Origin of the sequence: Micromonospora sp. HK10 (assembly GCF_000982955.1) — a bacterium.
Taxonomy (GTDB): Bacteria; Actinomycetota; Actinomycetes; order Mycobacteriales; family Micromonosporaceae; genus Micromonospora.
In genome coordinates, this window is record NZ_KQ058825.1 from 24,590 (window position 1) to 41,401 (window position 16,812).

Below are 16,812 nucleotides of genomic sequence, written 5' to 3' on the forward strand. Positions count from 1 at the left end.
AAGGGTTCGGTTGTGAGAGGTGGCCCGGTCCGCGTCGCGGACCGGGCCACCTGCTCAGATCACTTCCAGCTGCCCTCGATGCCGTTCAGGACGGAGTTGGTGTCCTTGCCGTTGATCCAGGCCACCATGCCCTTCCAGAAGGTGCCGGCGCCGACCGCGGCCGGCATCAGGTCCGAGCCGTCGAAGCGGAAGACCGTCTTCTCGTCCTGGAGGATGCCCACGGAGAGCTTGTCCACCGGGTTCGGGACGTTGTTCAGGTCCAGCTTCTTGTTCGCGGACACCCAGTCACCGATCTTGGCGCGGCTGTTGGCGTACTCGCCGGAGGCCAGGTAGGTCTGCACCGCCTGGACCTCGGGCCGGTCGTTGAACGCCCCGACGAACTCGCCGCCGCCCAGCACCGGCTTGCCCTTGGCCGGGTCGATGGCCGGGAAGTAGAACGCGAAGACGTCGCCGTCCTCGGCCACCTTGGTGCCCTGCGGCCACTGGTTGGCGTAGAAGGACGCCTGCCGGTGCAGCGCGCACTTGCCGGTGGTGATCGGCGTGCCGCCCTCCTGGAACGCGGTGGTGGCGATGCTCTTCACGCCGCCGAAGCCACCGTTGACGTACTTCTCGTTCTTCAGGATGCTGCCGGCCCGGTTGACCGCGTCAACGACCTTCGGGTCGTTGAACGGGATCTGGTGGGTGGTCCACTGGTCGTAGACCTCGGGACCGGCGGTGCGCAGCAGCACGTCCTCGATCCAGTCGGTGGCCGGCCAGCCGGTGGCGTCACCGGACTCGATGCCGGCGCACCACGGCTTGGTGCCGCTGGCCGCGATCTGGTCGGAGAGCTTGATCATGTCGTCCCACGTGGTGGGGACGGTCCAGCCCTTCTCCTTGAAGGTCTTCGGCGAGTACCACACGAAGGACTTCACGTTGGAGCCGAGCGGGGCGCCGTAGAGCTGGCCGTTGACGGTGCTGTACTTCAGCCAGTCGGGGGAGTAGTTCTGCTCCGCCATGGCCTTGGTGTCGGCGCCGACCGGCTTGAGCTTGCCCGAGTCGACGAACCGCTTCAGCAGGCCCGGCTGCGGGATGAAGGCGAGGTCGGGCGCGTTGCCACCGTCGACCCGCACGGGGAGCTGCGCCTCGAACTCGGCGTTGCCCTCGTGGTCGATGTCGATGCCGGTGCAGTCCTCGAATTCCTTCCAGGACTGGTTGAGGCGGTCGGCCTCGATGTCCCGGATCGACGAGTAGATGCTGACCTTCTTGCCGTCGTGGCCCTGGTACTTCTCGTATGCGGCGCACTCGGCGGAGCCCGCCTTGCTGCTCTTCTTGTCGTTGCCCGTGCCGCAGGCGGTGACGCCGAGCGCCAGGCCCAGCACGCCGGCGATCGCGAGAGCCTGGCGCGATCTGGCAAACGCCATGCCGATCTCCTTCCTAGCCGGCGCGTGGAGGGAATCGAACCCGCGCCGGTCCGATGGTCGTCCCCACATGTAAGCGCTTGCATCCGCTCAGGTCCACCCCTTGGCGGACACGGCCCGGTAACAATCCCGAAACCCGCCAACCGGCAGTGGACACGCTCCCATGCTCCGCACGTCCCAGCGCCGGCGGTCCCTTCCCATCGATGGAGGTTTCTGTCACCCTGTCCCTACCCAATCGAAAGAATTCGACATAGGAGGTAGTGGATGCGCAAGCGGTGGTTCAGCCTCGCAACCGTGGGCGCGGTCCTCGCGGCCACCCTGGTGCCGGCGGCCCCGGCCATGGCGGCGCCGACCTTCAAGGTCCCCTTCCCGTGCAACCAGTCCTGGTCCGGGCAGACCCGGTCCGACCACAGCCCGGCGTACGCCGTCGACTTCAACCGCACCGACGACCTCGGCGACCCGGTGGTGGCCAGCGCCCCCGGCACCGTCGACCGGGTCACCGACCTCGGCGGCACCAGCTACGGCAAGTACGTCCGGATCGACCACGGCAACGGCTACACCACCTACTACGCGCACCTGAGCAGCTTCAACGTCTCGGTCGGGCAGACCGTCGGCTACGGCCGGGTGATCGGGTACGTGGGCAGCACCGGCGGCTCCACCGGCCCGCACCTGCACTACGAGCAGCGGCTCAACGGCAGCGACATCCAGGTCCGGTTCAACGGGGCCCTGGCCCTCTACTGGGGCACCAAGACCTACACCAGCGACAACGGCTGCTCCGGTGCGAACACCGGCGCCGGCACCGTGAACACGACCTCCGGCGTGGCGCTGACCGTCCGCTCGGGCCCGGGCACCGGCTACAGCGCGGTCGGCACGGTGGCCGACGGCGCGAAGGTGACCATCTACTGCCAGACCAGCGGCACCTCGGTCAGCGGCACCTACGGCACCAGCACGATCTGGGACCGGATCGGCTCCGGCCGGTTCATCTCCGACGCCTACGTCTACACCGGCTACGACGGCTACATCCCGGGCGTGCCCCGCTGCTGACCCGGGCGGTGGGGCCCCGACCCGGGGCCCCACCGGCTCAGCTGTTCAGCCGCCAGATGGTGAAGTTGAGGGCGGCCGCGAAGGTGACCCAGGCCCAGTACGGGGCCAGCAGCCCGGCCGCCGGCCGGGAGACCCGCCCGGACAGCACCACGGTCGCCCCGACGGCCAGCCACAGCAGCACGATCTCGGCGAACGCGAGGCCGTACCGGCCGGCGGCGAAGAAGAGCGGGGTCCAGATCGCGTTCAACACCAGCTGGATCACCCAGGCCCACAGCGCCGGGCCCCAGCCGGCCCGCTGCCAGACCAGCCAGCCGGCGACCGCGATCAGCCCGTAGAGCACGGTCCAGACCGGGCCGAAGAGCCAGGACGGCGGTGCCCAGGACGGCTGCGCGAGGCCCGCGTACTCCTCGCTGGTGCCCCGCACGCCGAGCCCACCCACCGCCGCGGCCGCGGTCACCGCCGCGCCGAAGCCGAGCAGGGCCCACCACCTCCGCGCGCCTCGGCCGGCCCGCCGGATGCTCCCTGAGATCGTCATACCGTCGGCATGCCCCGGCCTACCGGTCGGCAAACCGGGCCGGGCACGCCGAACGCCGAGGTCGCCGGGGCCGGAAGCTCCTGTCTGGGAGGACGGAGCTCCGGGCCCGACGACCCCGGCGGGTCAGGGGTGGAAACGACCTGTCGGCTAATTGTTGAAGATGCTGACGCCACCCGGGCCGACCAGCAGACCGACGACGATGAGGACGATGCCCCAGAGGATCTGCCGGCGGAACAGCGCGAGGATGCCGGCGACCACCAGTACGACTGCGAGAATCCAGAGAATCAGCTCCATGGCGGCTGAATACCCGGTGGCCCGATTCAGGAAACCTGCCGGTCAGTCCGGCTGATCGCCCAGGTGGAAGATGCTGTACGCCTGCTTGATCACCGGGTGGGCGACGTTGCGGACCCGCACCCCGCCGGGGGTGGTGCCGCGCTCGCTGCCGTGGTGGGCGTGCCCGTGCAGGGCCAGCGCGGTGGGTGCCGAGTCGATCGCCTGACCGAGCTGGTAGCAGCCGAGGAACGGATAGATCTCCAGCGGTTCGCCGGCCAGCGTGTCCGGCACCGGCGAGTAGTGGGTCAACGCGACCAGCCGGTCGCAGTCGAGCCCGAGCAGCGCCGCCGCGAGCGCGTCGGCGCTCTCCCGGGTGGTCCGCACGAACGCCTTCATCTCCGGCTCGCCGAAGTCGCTGGCGCACCGGCCGGCGAAGCCGCCGCCGAAGCCCTTCACCCCGGCCACGCCGAGCCGCCCGCCGGCGCAGTCGAGGACGATCCCGGTCCCCTCCAGCACGGTGATCCCGACATCCTCCAGCACCTTCACCACCTGCGGCACCTGGTCGCACTGGTGGTCGTGGTTGCCGAGCACCGTGATCACCGGCACCCCGAGGTTGCCGAACTCCTGCGCCACGCAGCGCGCCTCGGCCTCGGTGCCGTGCCGGGTCAGGTCGCCGGCCAGCAGCAGCACGTCCGCGCAGTCGGGCAGCTCCTCCAGCGCCGGCCGGAACCGGCCGACCACGTCCTCGTCCAGGTGTACGTCTCCGACGGCGGCGATCCGGATCACCATCGAACCCCCCTCACGGCAGCTCCTCGACCTGGCTGGGCGCCTGGGTGCGGATCACCCCGATGTCGCTGGTGACCGGCACGTCGGGGAAGCGCTCCGCGACCCGGCGCAGGATCTCCTCCCGCCGGTGCGGGCTCTCCACCTCGCCGTAGATCACCAGCCCACGCTCGCGGCGCACCACGGTGATGCCCTGTTCGGCGACGGACGGATCCTCGGCGAGCATGCTCTGGATCTCCGCCTCGAGGTACTCGTCCGGCGGGGCGTCGCCGTACGGTCCGGTCACGGGGTCTCCCTTCCTGCGGACGCGGGCAGCACGTCCAGCCGGTCGAGCAGCACCAGGAACGCCTCGGCGTACGGCGAGTGCTGCGTCTCCTTCCGTACCCGGTCCCAGTCGATCTGTTCCCGCAGCGAACGGGCCAGTGGCAGGGCGCGGGCGAAGTCGCAGTAGTGCTGCGAGAAGCTGAGCAGCTTGTGCACCATGAGCTGGCTGGCCGAGAGAACCGGCATGTGGATGGCGTCCACCGGCCGCACGATGGTGTCGGCGAAGGTCTCCTCGGTCACCGGGGTCTCGATCGGGCGGTGGATCAGGTCGACCATCCGACCCTCGTCGTAGACCTTGACCAGCCAGTCCTCGGGCGGGCGCTCGGCGGTGAAGCCGGCCGCCACCAGGGCCTCCAGCGCCTGGTCGACGTCCTGCTCCCGGATCAGGAAGTCGACGTCGTGGTCGCTGGAGTGGCCGCCGTGGGCGTACACGGCGAAGCTGCCGCCGAGCGCGAAGGGGATGTCGGACTGCTTGAGCACGGCGGCGACCTTCTTGAGGGTGTGCACCAGGGTCTCGTCCCCGCGCTCGGCCATCTGGTTCTCCCGTCGTCGTGGGTGGCGGTGGGAATGAAGTTGCGTACCCGGCGTGCCGGTCGGTCACACCTGTCCCTGCTCCGCGGGTGCGGGAGGGGGGCAGTAACGGACAAATCGGCGATGTGGTGTGCGGGTCGGATAACCTCGGGGAGGTGGCCAGGTCACTGCGGGTGCGGCGCGGCAGGGCCCGACTGCGCGCCGTCGCCCTGATCGGCATCGACGGTTCGGGCAAGACCACCCAGGCGCACCGGCTCGCCGCGGCGCTCTCCGCCGCCGGCCACCCCGCCACCTACCACCGCAACGCGGGCGGCCGCCGCTGGCTGGGCCGGCTCGCCCACCGCCTCGGCCGGCCGGACGCGCAACGCCTCGTCGGGCGGGACGGCCTGCTCGCCGTCGAGTCCGTGCTGCGCTGGCTCGCCATCGCGCTGGCCCTGCTGAGCTGCCTGGTGACCGGCCGCACCGCGGTGATGGACCGCTATGCGGCGTGCCAGTACGCCAGCATCCGGGCGCACGGCGGGCAGCGCTGGGAGCGGCTGGCCCGGGCCGGCTACCGGTTCTTCCCGGCGCCCCGGGTCACCTTCCTGCTCGCCGTCGATCCGGTCGAGGCGTACCGGCGGATCGAACGGCGCGGCACGGACCACGAGAGCATGCGCTGGCTCACCGCCGCCGCGACCGCCTACCGGACCCTGCCGGAGTACGCCAGCTTCGTGGTGGTCGACGCCAACGGCAGCCCGGAGGAGGTCTCCCACCGGATCCGCGCCCACCTCACCGAGTGGTTCCCGGACGATCCACCGGCGTCGGCCGGCCCGTCGCCGGGCGGCACCCGGCCGCCGGGCGGCGGCTCGCGGGTGGCCTTCCTGGCCGGCTGGCGGGCACGGCCGGACCGCGGTGGCCCGGTGCCGGCTCAGGCCCGGCCGTAGACCGGGATGCTCGCCCCGCTGGTGGGCGCGGAGTCCGCGGAGGCCAGGAAGCGGATCACCGCGGCGATCTCGGCGGGCGGGACCCAGCGCCGGTGGTCCGCGTCCGGCTGGGCGGCCCGGTTGGCCGGGGTGTCGATGACGCTGGGCAGCACCGTGTTGCACCGCACGCCGCGCTGCCGGTACTCCACCGCCACCGCGTTGGCGAAGGCGAGCACGGCGGCCTTGGCGGTGACGTAGCCGGCCGCGCCGGGGAACGGCGCCACCGCGGCCCGGGCCGAGACGCAGACCACCGCGCCGCCGCCGGCCGCCACCAGATGCGGCAGCGCCGCCTGGGTGACCAGGTACGTCGGGCGCAGGTTGAGCCGCAGCATCCGGTCGAACTCGTCGACCGGGGTCTCGTGCACCAGCCCGCCGCTGGCGTACCCGCCGACGAGGTTGACCACCGCGCGCAGCGGCGCCGCGGGGTCGGCGGTGGCCGCCTCGACCGCCCGGGCCGCCCCGGCGGGTTCCAGCAGGTCCGCGGTGACCCGGACGGGCGCCGCGCCCGCCGGCGCCGTCCCCGCGCCGTCCCGTTCCGGTACGACCACCCGCCAGCCGGCCTCGAGGAAGGCCGCGGTGACCGCACCGCCCAGCCCGCCCGTGCCTCCGGTCACCAGCACCGTGCGTTGCGCCATGGGCCCCACGCTAGCGGCCGGCGCGGACCGGTAGGTGCGCGGGGCGGGATCTGCGCTGATCGATGGGCCCGGCGGGCGGCGCCGGGTCCGCCCATCCCGTCCGGTGACCCGGACCCGGCCGTCCGGCCGGTGTCGCGTGCACGACAGCCGAACCGCGGGTGGGCCGGGATGGTCGAGTCGACCGGTCCGGAGGAGGCGGCCGGGCTGCGGGAATGGGACCCTTGCCGGGCGGGCCGCGTGCGGAAGGCGGTACTTTTCCCGATACGCGGCGTCATGGTTGACGGTCCGCGCTCGTGAAAGTAAGTTTCATCCGTGGCGAAGAGTCCGAAGATTTCTGCGAGTCACGAGCCTGGTGGACTGATCGTCCACATCAGCGGGCTGCTCCCCTCGCTGTCCCCGGCCGAGCAGCGGGTGGCCCGGCTGGTCGTCTCCGATCCGGCCGACGCCGCCCGGCGCACCATCACGGACCTCGCCACCGCCGCCGAGACATCCGAGGCCACCGTCATCCGGTTCTGCCGGTCGGTCGGCATGGACGGTTACCCGCAGCTGCGGATCCGGCTCGCCGCCGAGGCCGCCCGCCGGATCGAGCCGCCGGACGCCCGGGTGGTCGGCGGGGACATCCCGCCCGGCGCCGACCTCGCCCAGATCATCGCGACCATCGCCTTCAACGACGCGCGCGCCGTCGAGGAGACCGCGGAGCAGCTCGACCCGGCGGTCTGCGAGCAGGTGGTCGAAGCCATCGTCGCGGCCGGGCGGATCGACGTCTACGGCGCCGGCGCCAGCGGTTTCGTCGCCTCCGACTTCCAGCAGAAGCTGCACCGCATCGGCCGGACCGCCTTCTACTTCCCGGACGTGCACACGGCGCTGACCTCGGCCGCGCTGCTCGGCCGCGGCGACGTCGCAATCGGCATCTCGCACACCGGCACCACCTCCGACGCGATCGAGGTGCTGGAGCAGGCCCGGGCGCGGGGTGCCACCACGGTGGCGCTGACCAACTTCCCGCGTTCGCCGATCACCGAGGTCGCCGACTTCGTGCTCACCACCGCCGCCCGGGAGACCACCTACCGCTCCGGCGCGATGGCCAGCCGGCTGGCCCAGTTGACCGTGGTCGACTGCCTCTTCGTGGGGGTGGCCGCCCGCAACCGGGCCAAGGCCCGCAAGGCCCTGGAGGCGACGGCCGAGGCCGTCCGGTCCCGCCGGGTGGGCGCCGGGCGGAGGCGGGCATGACGGCGGGTCGGGTGGAGCCGGACGAGGTGGCCACGGTGCGACCCGTGGTGCGCGTCGGCGCCCCCACCGAGCGGCGTAACCCGCACAGCGTCGATCTCGACCTGATGTCGACCCGGGACGTGCTCACCGTGATCAACGACGCGGACCGGCGGGTGCCGGCCGCGGTGGCCGCCGTGCTCGACGAGATCGCCGAGACCGTCGACCTGGCGGTTGCGGCGTTGCGCGGTGGTGGCCGGGTGCACTACTTCGGCGCCGGCACGTCCGGCCGGCTGGGCGTGCTCGACGCCGCCGAGCTGGCCCCCACCTTCAACTCGCCACGGCACTGGTTCTGCGCCCACCTGGCCGGCGGGCCCGAGGCGATGTGGCACGCCGTGGAGGACGCCGAGGACGCCGAGGACGGCGGTGCCGCCGAGGCCGCCGACTGCGTCGGCACCGGCGACCTGGTCGTCGGCCTGGCGGCGAGCGGGCGCACCCCGTACGTCCTCGGGGCGCTCGCCGCGTCCCGGGCCCAGGGCGCCTCGACGGTGCTGCTCTGCGCCAATCCGGAGGCCGAGGCCGCCTCGTCGGTCGACGTCTTCATCGGGGTGGACACCGGGCCGGAGGTGGTCACCGGTTCGACCCGGATGAAGGCGGGCACCGCGCAGAAGCTGGTGCTCAACACGTTCTCCACGGCCGTCATGGTGCGACTCGGCCGGGTCTACTCGAACCTGATGATCGACATGGTGGCCACCAACGCCAAACTCCGCGGCCGCATGATCTCGATCCTGATGGAGGCCACCGGCTGCGCCGAGGAGGTCTGCCAGGCGGCCCTGCACGAGGCCGACGGCGACCTCAAGACCGCGCTGGTCGCGCTCGTCTCCGGCGCGGAGATCTCCGCCGCCCGCGCCGCGCTGGCCCGCTCCGCCGACCAGGTGCGCGGCGCGCTCGCCCTGCTCGCCTCCTGAGCCGCCCCCTGCTCGCCCCCCGAGCTGCCCCCTGCTCGCCTCCCGAGCTGCCCCCTGCTCGCCCCCCGAGCTGCCCCGCCGCGGTCGCGCCCCCAGGTGCTGGCCGCCCTGCACACCCCCGCCGGCCACCGACGGTGACGACGAGGTGCGACGCGGATCACTCGTCCGGGGGGACGTCCGGTGCCCTGCGGATTGTTCAACCAGGCGTGGGGTAATCCTCACCCGAGCTGAACCGACCGGTCCGCGGCCGCGTATCTCGCAGTGACCAGGATCGCAGTGCCCGGTGACGCGGGTCGGACGGGCCCATGGATCTCGCAATGGTGCGGTTCCATGGGCGGACGACGATTCCGCAGCTCCGACACCCCGTTCAGCGGGGGGTACGCGAGTCGTCCGAGCAGGGGTCCTGACAGGGAACATGGATCGGGCTCTCAGCTACTACTCAGGCATTCGTGACAGTTTCGACTCACGACATGGAATCCCCGACGCGTCTCATCTGTTGTGTAGGTGTCAGCACCTACGGGCACAGCGGAGGTTACGGGGAGGGCTGATGAACGTGGGGATGGCAAGGAACCGGGCAACCGGCGCGAGCGAGGGGACCGTGGCAATCGTGGACAAGAACATCGGCATGCGTACCGACGAGGTCGCCGAGGAGCGGGACCTGGTCGGCGTCTACCTGCACGAGATCTCCCGGACGCCGCTGCTGGACGCCGCCAAGGAGGTCGAACTCTCCAAGGCGATCGAGGCCGGCCTCTACGCCGAGCACCTGCTCGGCGAGGACCGGGTGCCCGCCGGCGTCGACCGGGAGGACCTGGAGCGGCTGGTCGTCGAGGGGGAGCGCGCGAAGGACCTGTTCATCCGCGCCAACCTGCGACTGGTCGTGTCGATCGCCCGCCGTTACGTGCGCTCGGGCATGCCCATGCTGGACCTGATCCAGGAGGGCAACACCGGCCTGGTCCGGGCGGTCGAGAAGTTCGACTACGAGCGCGGCTACAAGTTCTCCACCTACGCCACCTGGTGGATCCGCCAGGCGATCAGCCGGGCGATCGCCCAGCAGGAGCGGACCGTGCGGCTGCCGGTCCACCTGGTGGAGGACGTCAACCGGATGCGCAACGTCGCCCGCCAGCTCACCCGCGAGCTGGGCAGCGACCCGGAGCCGGAGCAGATCGCGACCGCGCTCGGGGTCACCGTCGAGCGGGTCAACGAGCTGGTCCGCTGGTCGCAGGACACCGTCTCGCTGGACACCCCGGTGGGCGACGACGGCGACACCAACCTCGGCGACCTGGTGGCCGACAGCGACGCCCCGTCGCCGGAGGAGATCGTCCTCACCGGCCTGGAGCGGCAGCGGATCGAGGGCCTGCTCAACCACCTCGACGACCGGTCCGCCGGCATCATGCGGGCCCGGTACGGCCTGGAGGACGGCCGGGAGCACTCGCTCACCGAGGTCGCCTCGCGGTTCTCGCTCTCCCGGGAGCGGATCCGCCAGCTGGAGATCCAGGCCCTCGGCCGGCTCCGCGAGCTGGCCCGGGCCGAGGGACTGCAGGCGGCCTGACCAGGGAACAATGGCAACACGAACGGCCGGCGTCCGATAGGGGGACGCCGGCCGTTCGCCGTACCTGGAGGCGGTCAGCGGACCCGGCCGTAGCCGGCGATCGGCATGATGCCCATGCCGCGCTTGCTGACGTTGCGGCCCGCGCTGGGCGCGTCGATGATCTGGCCGCTGCCCACGTAGATCGCCACGTGCCCGAGACCCGAATAGAAGACCAGGTCGCCGGGGCGCAGCGCGCTGCGGCTGATCCGGGTGGTGGCGTCCCACTGCATGGCGGCGTTGTGCGGCAGCGACTTGCCGGCCGCCCGCCAGGCGGCCAGGGTCAGGCCCGAGCAGTCGTAGCCGCCGGGGCCCTCCGCCCCGTAGACGTACGGCTTGCCGACCGCCCCGTACGCGTACCGCACCGCCGTGCCGGCCGAGCCGGAGATGGCCGGCGGGGTGCCGGCCGAGCCGGCGCTGGACGGCGCCTCGGTGGCCCGCCCGTACGCCTGGCGGCGTAGCTGGTAGAGGCGGGCGAGATCCGCCTCGATCTTCTTCTTGCCCACGCTGAGCTGCTTGGCCTGCGCGGCCTGCCGGGCCAGCGTGGCGTCCAGCTGGGTCTTCTGATCGATGAGCTTTCGCTGGTCGGCGGTGAAACCGTCGATGGTCTGCTGCCGCTGCCGGCTCAACTGGTCCAGTGCGCCGAGCCGCTCCGGCAGCGAGGTCGTCCCGCCCGGCTCCAGCAGCGCCTTGGCGGTGCGCATCCCACCGGTCTTGTACGCGGTGGCGGCGAGCAGGCCCACGTCGGCCCGGCTCCGCTCGGCCTGCGCCTGCAACGGGCCGATCCGGGCCTGCAACGTGGCCGCGGTGGCCTTGTTGGCCTTGATCTGCTCGTTGAGCTTGTTGTAGGACTCGACGATTCGCTCCAGCTCAGTCGAGGACTTCTCGATCTGCTTCGTCAGCTCGGCGGGGGTGGGCTCGGCCCGAGCCACCGACGCCGGGGCGAGGAGCACGGCCGAGAGGCCGGCCACCGCGAGGCCGCGCAGCAGGATCCGTAGTGACGACAAGAGCGGAAAGCTCCTCTCCCACGGTCGCCCGGGCCGCGCTGGGCCGCCCGGCGACACCGCCCGGGGCCATCCCGGTGGATGGCGGTGGACCGGACCGGCTCGCCCAACCTAACCCGGGACGGGTGAGGGCGGGAGTGGAAGCAGGGGCGAATGTTGGCAAAGTGTCAGGAAGTGCGGGCGGTGCCGGTGACGTCTGGTGACCGCTCGCCGGGCGGACGGTACGGGCGCGGGTGCCGGTTGCGTGAATAGTGCGGGTGGCCCGATTCGTCGTTCTGGACGGATGTCGCGAGGGCTCGCGCCGCAAAATATCGACAAAGTGGTAAATGGGCGCTGGTAACCGCCCGAGGCGGCCGGACGGCACGCCGGTGAGCAGGGGAAACGACCGGTCCGGGTGGCGCGCCCGCAACACAATGAAGCGCGGAGCCGGGAATCCCGCCACCGGCATCGGCGCAGCTCGTCGGTGGTGGGGGAGCCCGGCGCGCGAGCCCTGGGAGGACGCCGTGCAGACCGATGGCTCCACCACCCGCCCACCCCGGTCGACCCGACCGGCCGCCCCGACCCTGCTGTACGCCCGGCCGGGCATCGTGGTGACCGCCGAACGCTTCAGCGTGGGCCGGGCCAGCTGGCCGGTGGCCGAACTCACCCAGGTCTGGACCACCCGTGGGCCGCACGACCGGCTCGCCCTGCGGGCCGTCACGATCTCCGGCGCCCTGATCGGCGCGGTCGGGGTGCTGCTCGGCTTCACCGGCGGGCTGCAACGGCTCACCGCCACCGCCTACCTGATGCTCGGCGCGGTGGGGCTGCTGCCGATGCTGCTGGTGATGGCCGGCGACCGCTGGCGGCCACCGGCGTACGAGCTGTGGGGCCGGCACCGCGACGCCGAGGTGCTGCTGTTCAGCAGCGACGACGAGCGGCAGTTCGGTCAGGTCACCCGGGCCCTGCAACGGGCCCGGGAGGGGGCGCGGCTGGGCGGCGGCTGGACCGACCCGGTCGCCTCGGCCGGCGTCTGGCGGCCGAACCGCTGACCGGCCGGCTCGCCCGGGGTGGCGGCCGAACCGCTGAACCGGAACGGCTCGCCGGGTGGCGACCGAACCCTTGGCCCGGCCGGCTCAGCCGGCGACCGGCTCCGGGGCCGGCGCCCGGTCCTCCGCGGCCAGCCAGCGGCTCACCCGGCGCTCGGCGTAGAACGACACGAACGGCACCGTCCCGGCCAGCATGACCAGCAGCATCCGCTTCAACGGCCACTCCACCCGGCGGGACAGGTCGAAGGTGAGCGCCAGATAGATCATGTAGAGCCAGCCGTGCGCGGTGCCGACCACCGCCACCACGGTCGGGTCGTGGAAGAAGTACTTCAGCGGCATGCCGATCAGGACCAGCACCACCAGCGCCACGCCCACGATCCAGGCGATCACGCGGTACCGGGTAAGGGCTCCGCCCACCGTCGTCCGTCCTTCCGAAGCCGGCCTCAGCCGGGATAGTCACCGGGCCGCGCGCCCGGATTGGCGTTCAACCATGACAGGTAGCGGTTGTACTCGGCGAGGTCGCCGTCGTCCGCGCCGTCGACCGGGGCGGACGGCGCCCGACCGACCCGCACCGGCCGGCGTACCGCCGGGGTGGTGGCCGGCGGCTCGGGCCCGGCGGCCGCCGGCGGCGCCGGGGTGGCCGCCGCGTCGGGCGTGCCGCGCAGCGCGTGCCGGACCTCACGCCACCAGACGAAGACCACGAAACCGGCGAAGACCGGCCACTCGATCGCGTACCCGAAGCTCAGCGAGTTGCCCTCGGCGGCCCGGGTGACCTGCCACCACCCGAGGCCGAGGAAGCCCACGACCAGCACGACCATGGCCACGTGGCGGGCGATCCACGCCGGTGTCCAGAGCCGTTTCATGCCATCGAGGGTACCGGGGCCCGCGGCCGTCTCCGACGCGGTGTCGTAGGTGGCGGGGTTTGGCCACACCGCGGGTGGGCATCCGTCTAGACGCCAGCCCGAACGAGACGAGGGGGCCGACGATGACCGAATCCGTACGCCGTGCCGGCGACGCCAGCCCGGAGCAGCGGCTGCCCGAGTGGGACGGCGACCACGCCCGTACCGACACCGCGACCGCCGACGGCGACGGCGAGTTGCTCGGCATCGACCCGGCGGAGCTCGGCGACGAGGACCTGATCCGGGAGATGCAGAGCCTGCACCGGACCCGGCTGGACACGTTGCGGCACGCCACCGACTCGGCGCTCGCCAACCACCTGCGCCGCACCGCCGAGCTGGAGACCGAGTACCTGGCCCGGCACCCGGGCCGGGAGGTCGACCCGAGCCGACTGCGGGACGCCTGATGGCCAACCACGCCGAGCGCGGCATGTCCGCGCCACCCGAGGTGGTCTTCAACACCGCCACCGACCCCGACCGGTCGGCGGCCTGGCTGCCGGAGGAGTTGCGGCGGGCGGGCACGCACCGGGTGGAGGTCGTCGACGCCGCGGACATGCGGGCGCGGTGGATTTCCGAGGCCGCCGGCTGGTCGGCGGACATCGACGTCGAACCGGCCGACGCCGGTGGCGCCCGGGTCCGGCTCGACCTCTCCGGCACCGACCACGGCATGGCCGACGAGATCCTGAACAGCCTCGCCCGCGAGGTGGCCGACAACCTGACCGCCGGCTGAGCCGGCGCCCCGATGACCGACCCTGGTGCGCGGCCGAGCCGGCGCCACCACGACGACCAACGAGGAGGCCGGGTGACCGGGAGTGGCCTGAAGCAGAAGGTGGCGCGCCTGCGCCAGGCGTACGCGCCGAACGAGCAGCGGCCGCTGGAGGGCTATCTCAAGGCGATGGGCACGTACGCGATGGTGACCGCGTCGCTGGTGGGGCTGGTGAAGGCGACCGGGCGACCGGTGCCGGAGCGGCCGTCCCCCGGCGACGTGGTGCTGCTCAGCATCGCGACGCACAAGCTCAGCCGGCTGCTGTCCAAGGACGCCATCACCAGCCCGCTGCGCGCGCCGTTCACCCGCTACGACCACCCGATCGGCAGCGGGGAGGTGATGGAACAGGTGCGGGACCAGGGCAGCCCTACCCGGCACGCCCTCGGCGAGCTGGTCAGCTGCCCGTTCTGCCTGGCCGTCTGGGTGGCCACCGGGCTCACCGGCGGGCTGGTGCTCGCGCCCCGGCTCACCCGGCTGATCGCCACGGCACTCACCGCGGTCGCGGCCTCCGACTTCCTCCAGATGGGTTACGCCGTCGCCCAGCAGGCGGCCGAGGGCGGCCACCGGGAGAAGTGACCGACGAACGACACCGGGGGCCGCCGCGAACGCGGCGGCCCCCGGTCGTTCCGGTCCGGATAGCGCAGGCTGGTCCGGGTGCGCCGGCCGGCACCGGGCCGGCGGCGTACGGGCTCAGGTGGGGGTGGTGCCGTGGTCCTCGCCGGCCCAGCCCCGGGACGCCTCCGGCTCCCGCTCGTCCTCGTCCGCCCCGGTGATCACCTCGCGGTCCACCGCGGTGCGGTCGTGCTCGTTGGCGAAGTCCGGTTCCGGCAGCGTGTCCCTGCCCTCTGGTGGCTGGCCGAGCGCCTCGATGTGGTGCCGCCGTGCGTCGTCGCTGTCGGTCATCCCACTGTCCTCTCCGTGGTCCGGTTGGGGGTTGGCCGGGGTCTCAGGCCACCGTCCCGCCGAGCAGGTCGGCCGCCTCGTCGACGGCGTACTCGCCCTCGGGGAGCGCGGCGATCCGGGCCAGCAGCTCGGCGGGGAGTTCGGCGGCCACCGCCCGGCGGTAGATCATCGCCTGGGTGATCCGTTCCTGACCCCGGTAGAGGTCGTCGAGCAGGTCGTCGAGCTGCCGGGTGTCCGGTTGCTCGGTCACGGGCGCGTCGTCGGTCACGCCGGTCAGCTACCCGGGCCCGAATCGGTCAAACGTCGCCGTCCCGCCAGCCGCCGGTTGGCCGCGTTGGCCACGATGCGCCTGACCCGGGGATGGCGGAGGGATGCGGGGGAGGGAATGCACGGCGCCGCCCGGTCCCGGAGGGAACGGGCGGCGCTGGGTGCCGGTGTGCAGGTCGCCTCTCGGCGAGTGGCGCGACGCGGCTCCAGCCGGACGGAATTCCGCGAAGGCAAATTGGGTGAGGCCCGGGGACACTGGACACACCGACGCTCTGCACAACGGCGCGGCCGGCCGACATCTTCCGCCCGCCGGTGTGGCCCCCGTCACCTTCGGCGCGCTCGGGACGTCAGGCCGGGGTGGGCAGCGTGGCGCGGCGCGCACGGACGGCGGTGGCGAGGTGGTCGAGGACGTCGGCGGTGGTGTCCCAGCCGATGCAGGCGTCCGTGACCGACTTGCCGTACTCCAGCTCGCGGGTGGGATCGAGGTCCTGGCGGCCGGGCTGGAGGAAGCTCTCCAGCATGATGCCGACGATGCCGCGCTGGCCGGCCTCGAGCTGGGCGGCCACGTCGGCGGCGACCCGCGGCTGGTTGCGGTGGTCCTTGCCGCTGTTGGCGTGGCTCGCGTCGATCACCACGCGCTCCGGCAGCCCGGCGGCGCGCAGCAGGTCCAGCGCCCCGGCCACCGACCCGGCGTCGTAGTTGGGCCGGCCGCCGCCGCCGCGCAGCACCAGGTGCCCGTCGGCGTTGCCCCGGGTGTGCATGATCGCCGGGGTGCCGGAGACGTCGATGCCGGGGAACACGTGCGGCACCCCCGCCGCGCGGATCGCGTCCACGGCCGTGGAGATGCTGCCGTCCGGACGGTTCTTCATCCCGATCGGCATGGACAGGCCGGAGGCGAGCTGGCGGTGCACCTGGCTCTCCACGGTCCGCGCGCCGATCGCGCCCCAGGCCACGGTGTCCGCGATGTACTGCGGGGTGATCGGGTCGAGGAACTCGCAGCCCACCGGCAGGCCCAGCCGCAGCACGTCGAGCAGGAGCGCCCGGGCGGTCCGCAGACCGCCGTTGACGTCGCCGGAGCCGTCCAGCCCCGGGTCGTTGATCAGCCCCTTCCAGCCCACGGTCGAGCGCGGCTTCTCGAAGTAGACGCGCATCACCACCAGCAGGTCGTCGGCGAGCCGGTCGGCGGCCGCGCGGAGCCGGCCCGCGTACTCGAGAGCGGCGGCCGGGTCGTGCACGGAGCAGGGGCCGACCACCACCAGCAGCCGGTCGTCGGCGCGGTCCAGCACGCCGCCGACGGCCCGCCGGCCGGCCAGCACCGCGTCGGTGCGCGCCGGGTCCAGGGGCAGTTCGTGGAGCAGCAGAGCCGGGGTGGTCAGCGGCACGACACGGTCGATCCGCTGGTCGATGACGCGATGGGCGTCCGGGGTCGTCACGGTGGGGTTCCTTCCGCCGACCGTGCCCCCGGGGCCGGCGCCCGAGGTCGAGCCGGCTGCTCGTACGCGAAAGGGCAGGGAATGATCCCTGCCCGGCCGGCTCGAAGAGGAAGTGACGTCAGCTCATGGTCGAGTCACCGGCTCCTCCAGCCGGCTGCCTAAACCATCGATACGACCGCGTCACGGGGGCCAGCGTACCCGACGTGATGGGCCGCTCTCACCCTGCTGTTTCGGATGCTGGGACGTGACGCTCGCGCCGGGCGCCGCCCGGCCGTTCC

Annotated in this window: 21 protein-coding genes and 1 pseudogene; 9 read left to right on the plus strand and 13 right to left on the minus strand. The window is 72.7% G+C overall.

Translation table 11 applies throughout. From position 1 onward, the window contains the following. Positions 1 to 59 precede the first annotated feature (59 nt). Entirely contained in the window at positions 60 to 1,400 is a 1,341-nt protein-coding gene (locus tag LQ51_RS14705; RefSeq protein WP_046566153.1) for an ABC transporter substrate-binding protein, read from the minus strand. Between the two features lie 261 nt (positions 1,401 to 1,661). Here LQ51_RS14705 and LQ51_RS14710 point away from each other — a divergent pair, with 261 nt between their 5' ends. After that, positions 1,662 to 2,441 (plus strand): M23 family metallopeptidase, encoded by a 780-nt coding sequence (locus tag LQ51_RS14710; protein WP_046566154.1) that lies wholly within the window; start codon positions 1,662 to 1,664, stop codon positions 2,439 to 2,441. Between the two features lie 37 nt (positions 2,442 to 2,478). Here LQ51_RS14710 and LQ51_RS14715 read toward each other — a convergent pair whose 3' ends face one another. The 5 genes and pseudogenes from LQ51_RS14715 to LQ51_RS14730 all read right to left on the minus strand — a co-directional run. Further along, positions 2,479 to 2,976: a TspO/MBR family protein gene (locus LQ51_RS14715; protein WP_046566155.1), complete on the minus strand. Its 498-nt coding sequence runs from the start codon at positions 2,974 to 2,976 to the stop codon at positions 2,479 to 2,481. A 147-nt stretch (positions 2,977 to 3,123) separates the two neighbouring features. Then, positions 3,124 to 3,270 carry a GPGG-motif small membrane protein gene (locus LQ51_RS33400; RefSeq protein ID WP_165949678.1) on the minus strand — a complete coding sequence of 49 codons (147 nt, stop codon included), beginning with the start codon at positions 3,268 to 3,270 and terminating at the stop codon, positions 3,124 to 3,126. 42 nt (positions 3,271 to 3,312) lie between these two features. After that, positions 3,313 to 4,038 (minus strand): metallophosphoesterase family protein, encoded by a 726-nt coding sequence (locus LQ51_RS14720; RefSeq protein WP_046566156.1) that lies wholly within the window; start codon positions 4,036 to 4,038, stop codon positions 3,313 to 3,315. Between the two features lie 10 nt (positions 4,039 to 4,048). Beyond that, positions 4,049 to 4,258, minus strand: a complete 210-nt coding sequence (locus LQ51_RS14725) for a hypothetical protein (RefSeq protein WP_231605751.1) — start codon at positions 4,256 to 4,258, stop codon at positions 4,049 to 4,051. A gap of 56 nt (positions 4,259 to 4,314) precedes the next feature. Then, a pseudogene (locus tag LQ51_RS14730) lies at positions 4,315 to 4,893 on the minus strand (nucleotidyltransferase); the annotation flags it as partial. Positions 4,894 to 5,042: 149 nt separating this feature from the next. Between LQ51_RS14730 and LQ51_RS14735 the strand changes: the two are divergent. Further along, the gene (locus LQ51_RS14735) at positions 5,043 to 5,810 is read left to right on the plus strand and encodes a dTMP kinase (protein ID WP_082159425.1); all 768 of its coding nucleotides are present in this window, start codon (positions 5,043 to 5,045) and stop codon (positions 5,808 to 5,810) included. Here the strand turns inward: LQ51_RS14735 and LQ51_RS14740 are convergent. Continuing rightward, positions 5,795 to 6,484: an SDR family NAD(P)-dependent oxidoreductase gene (locus LQ51_RS14740; RefSeq protein WP_046566160.1), complete on the minus strand. Its 690-nt coding sequence runs from the start codon at positions 6,482 to 6,484 to the stop codon at positions 5,795 to 5,797. The two genes, LQ51_RS14735 and LQ51_RS14740, sit on opposite strands and share 16 nt — an antisense overlap. A gap of 312 nt (positions 6,485 to 6,796) precedes the next feature. On the opposite strand from LQ51_RS14740, the gene LQ51_RS14745 reads away from it, so the two are divergent. The 3 genes from LQ51_RS14745 (at position 6,797) to LQ51_RS14755 (ending at position 10,204) form a co-directional block, all read left to right on the plus strand. Beyond that, positions 6,797 to 7,711, plus strand: coding sequence for a MurR/RpiR family transcriptional regulator (locus tag LQ51_RS14745; RefSeq protein WP_046566162.1), 915 nt, complete (start codon positions 6,797 to 6,799; stop codon positions 7,709 to 7,711). Continuing rightward, positions 7,708 to 8,655 carry an N-acetylmuramic acid 6-phosphate etherase gene (gene murQ / locus LQ51_RS14750; RefSeq protein ID WP_046566163.1) on the plus strand — a complete coding sequence of 316 codons (948 nt, stop codon included), beginning with the start codon at positions 7,708 to 7,710 and terminating at the stop codon, positions 8,653 to 8,655. The genes LQ51_RS14745 and murQ overlap by 4 nt, the downstream gene beginning before the upstream one ends. A 559-nt stretch (positions 8,656 to 9,214) precedes the next feature. Continuing rightward, on the plus strand, positions 9,215 to 10,204 hold the full coding sequence (locus tag LQ51_RS14755; protein WP_046566165.1) for a sigma-70 family RNA polymerase sigma factor: 990 nt from the start codon (positions 9,215 to 9,217) through the stop codon (positions 10,202 to 10,204). Positions 10,205 to 10,278: 74 nt separating this feature from the next. Here the strand turns inward: LQ51_RS14755 and LQ51_RS14760 are convergent, their stop codons facing one another. After that, on the minus strand, positions 10,279 to 11,247 hold the full coding sequence (locus tag LQ51_RS14760) for a C40 family peptidase (RefSeq protein WP_046566168.1): 969 nt from the start codon (positions 11,245 to 11,247) through the stop codon (positions 10,279 to 10,281). Between the two features lie 500 nt (positions 11,248 to 11,747). On the opposite strand from LQ51_RS14760, the gene LQ51_RS14765 reads away from it, so the two are divergent. After that, entirely contained in the window at positions 11,748 to 12,272 is a 525-nt protein-coding gene (locus LQ51_RS14765) for a DUF6232 family protein (RefSeq protein WP_046566169.1), read from the plus strand. 84 nt (positions 12,273 to 12,356) lie between these two features. Here the strand turns inward: LQ51_RS14765 and LQ51_RS14770 are convergent, their stop codons facing one another. Next, positions 12,357 to 12,686, minus strand: a complete 330-nt coding sequence (locus LQ51_RS14770; RefSeq protein ID WP_046566172.1) for a DUF3817 domain-containing protein — start codon at positions 12,684 to 12,686, stop codon at positions 12,357 to 12,359. A 26-nt stretch (positions 12,687 to 12,712) separates the two neighbouring features. Further along, positions 12,713 to 13,132, minus strand: coding sequence for a hypothetical protein (locus LQ51_RS14775; RefSeq protein ID WP_046566261.1), 420 nt, complete (start codon positions 13,130 to 13,132; stop codon positions 12,713 to 12,715). A gap of 122 nt (positions 13,133 to 13,254) precedes the next feature. Between LQ51_RS14775 and LQ51_RS14780 the strand changes: the two genes are divergently transcribed. The 3 genes from LQ51_RS14780 (at position 13,255) to LQ51_RS14790 (ending at position 14,507) form a co-directional block, all read left to right on the plus strand. Next, on the plus strand, positions 13,255 to 13,572 hold the full coding sequence (locus LQ51_RS14780; protein ID WP_046566174.1) for a DUF6158 family protein: 318 nt from the start codon (positions 13,255 to 13,257) through the stop codon (positions 13,570 to 13,572). Further along, positions 13,572 to 13,895, plus strand: coding sequence for a hypothetical protein (locus tag LQ51_RS14785; protein WP_046566175.1), 324 nt, complete (start codon positions 13,572 to 13,574; stop codon positions 13,893 to 13,895). The genes LQ51_RS14780 and LQ51_RS14785 overlap by 1 nt, the downstream gene beginning before the upstream one ends. 72 nt (positions 13,896 to 13,967) lie before the next feature. Beyond that, entirely contained in the window at positions 13,968 to 14,507 is a 540-nt protein-coding gene (locus LQ51_RS14790; protein WP_046566177.1) for a DUF1360 domain-containing protein, read from the plus strand. Positions 14,508 to 14,621: 114 nt separating this feature from the next. Here the strand turns inward: LQ51_RS14790 and LQ51_RS14795 are convergent, their stop codons facing one another. The 3 genes from LQ51_RS14795 to LQ51_RS14805 form a co-directional block, all read right to left on the minus strand. Further along, positions 14,622 to 14,834: a hypothetical protein gene (locus tag LQ51_RS14795; protein WP_046566178.1), complete on the minus strand. Its 213-nt coding sequence runs from the start codon at positions 14,832 to 14,834 to the stop codon at positions 14,622 to 14,624. Between the two features lie 43 nt (positions 14,835 to 14,877). Beyond that, on the minus strand, positions 14,878 to 15,111 hold the full coding sequence (locus tag LQ51_RS14800; RefSeq protein ID WP_369799857.1) for a hypothetical protein: 234 nt from the start codon (positions 15,109 to 15,111) through the stop codon (positions 14,878 to 14,880). 337 nt (positions 15,112 to 15,448) lie between these two features. Then, a complete protein-coding gene (locus LQ51_RS14805) occupies positions 15,449 to 16,534 on the minus strand; it encodes a 3-deoxy-7-phosphoheptulonate synthase (protein ID WP_046566181.1) in 1,086 nt (361 codons plus the stop codon). Positions 16,535 to 16,812 lie beyond the last annotated feature (278 nt).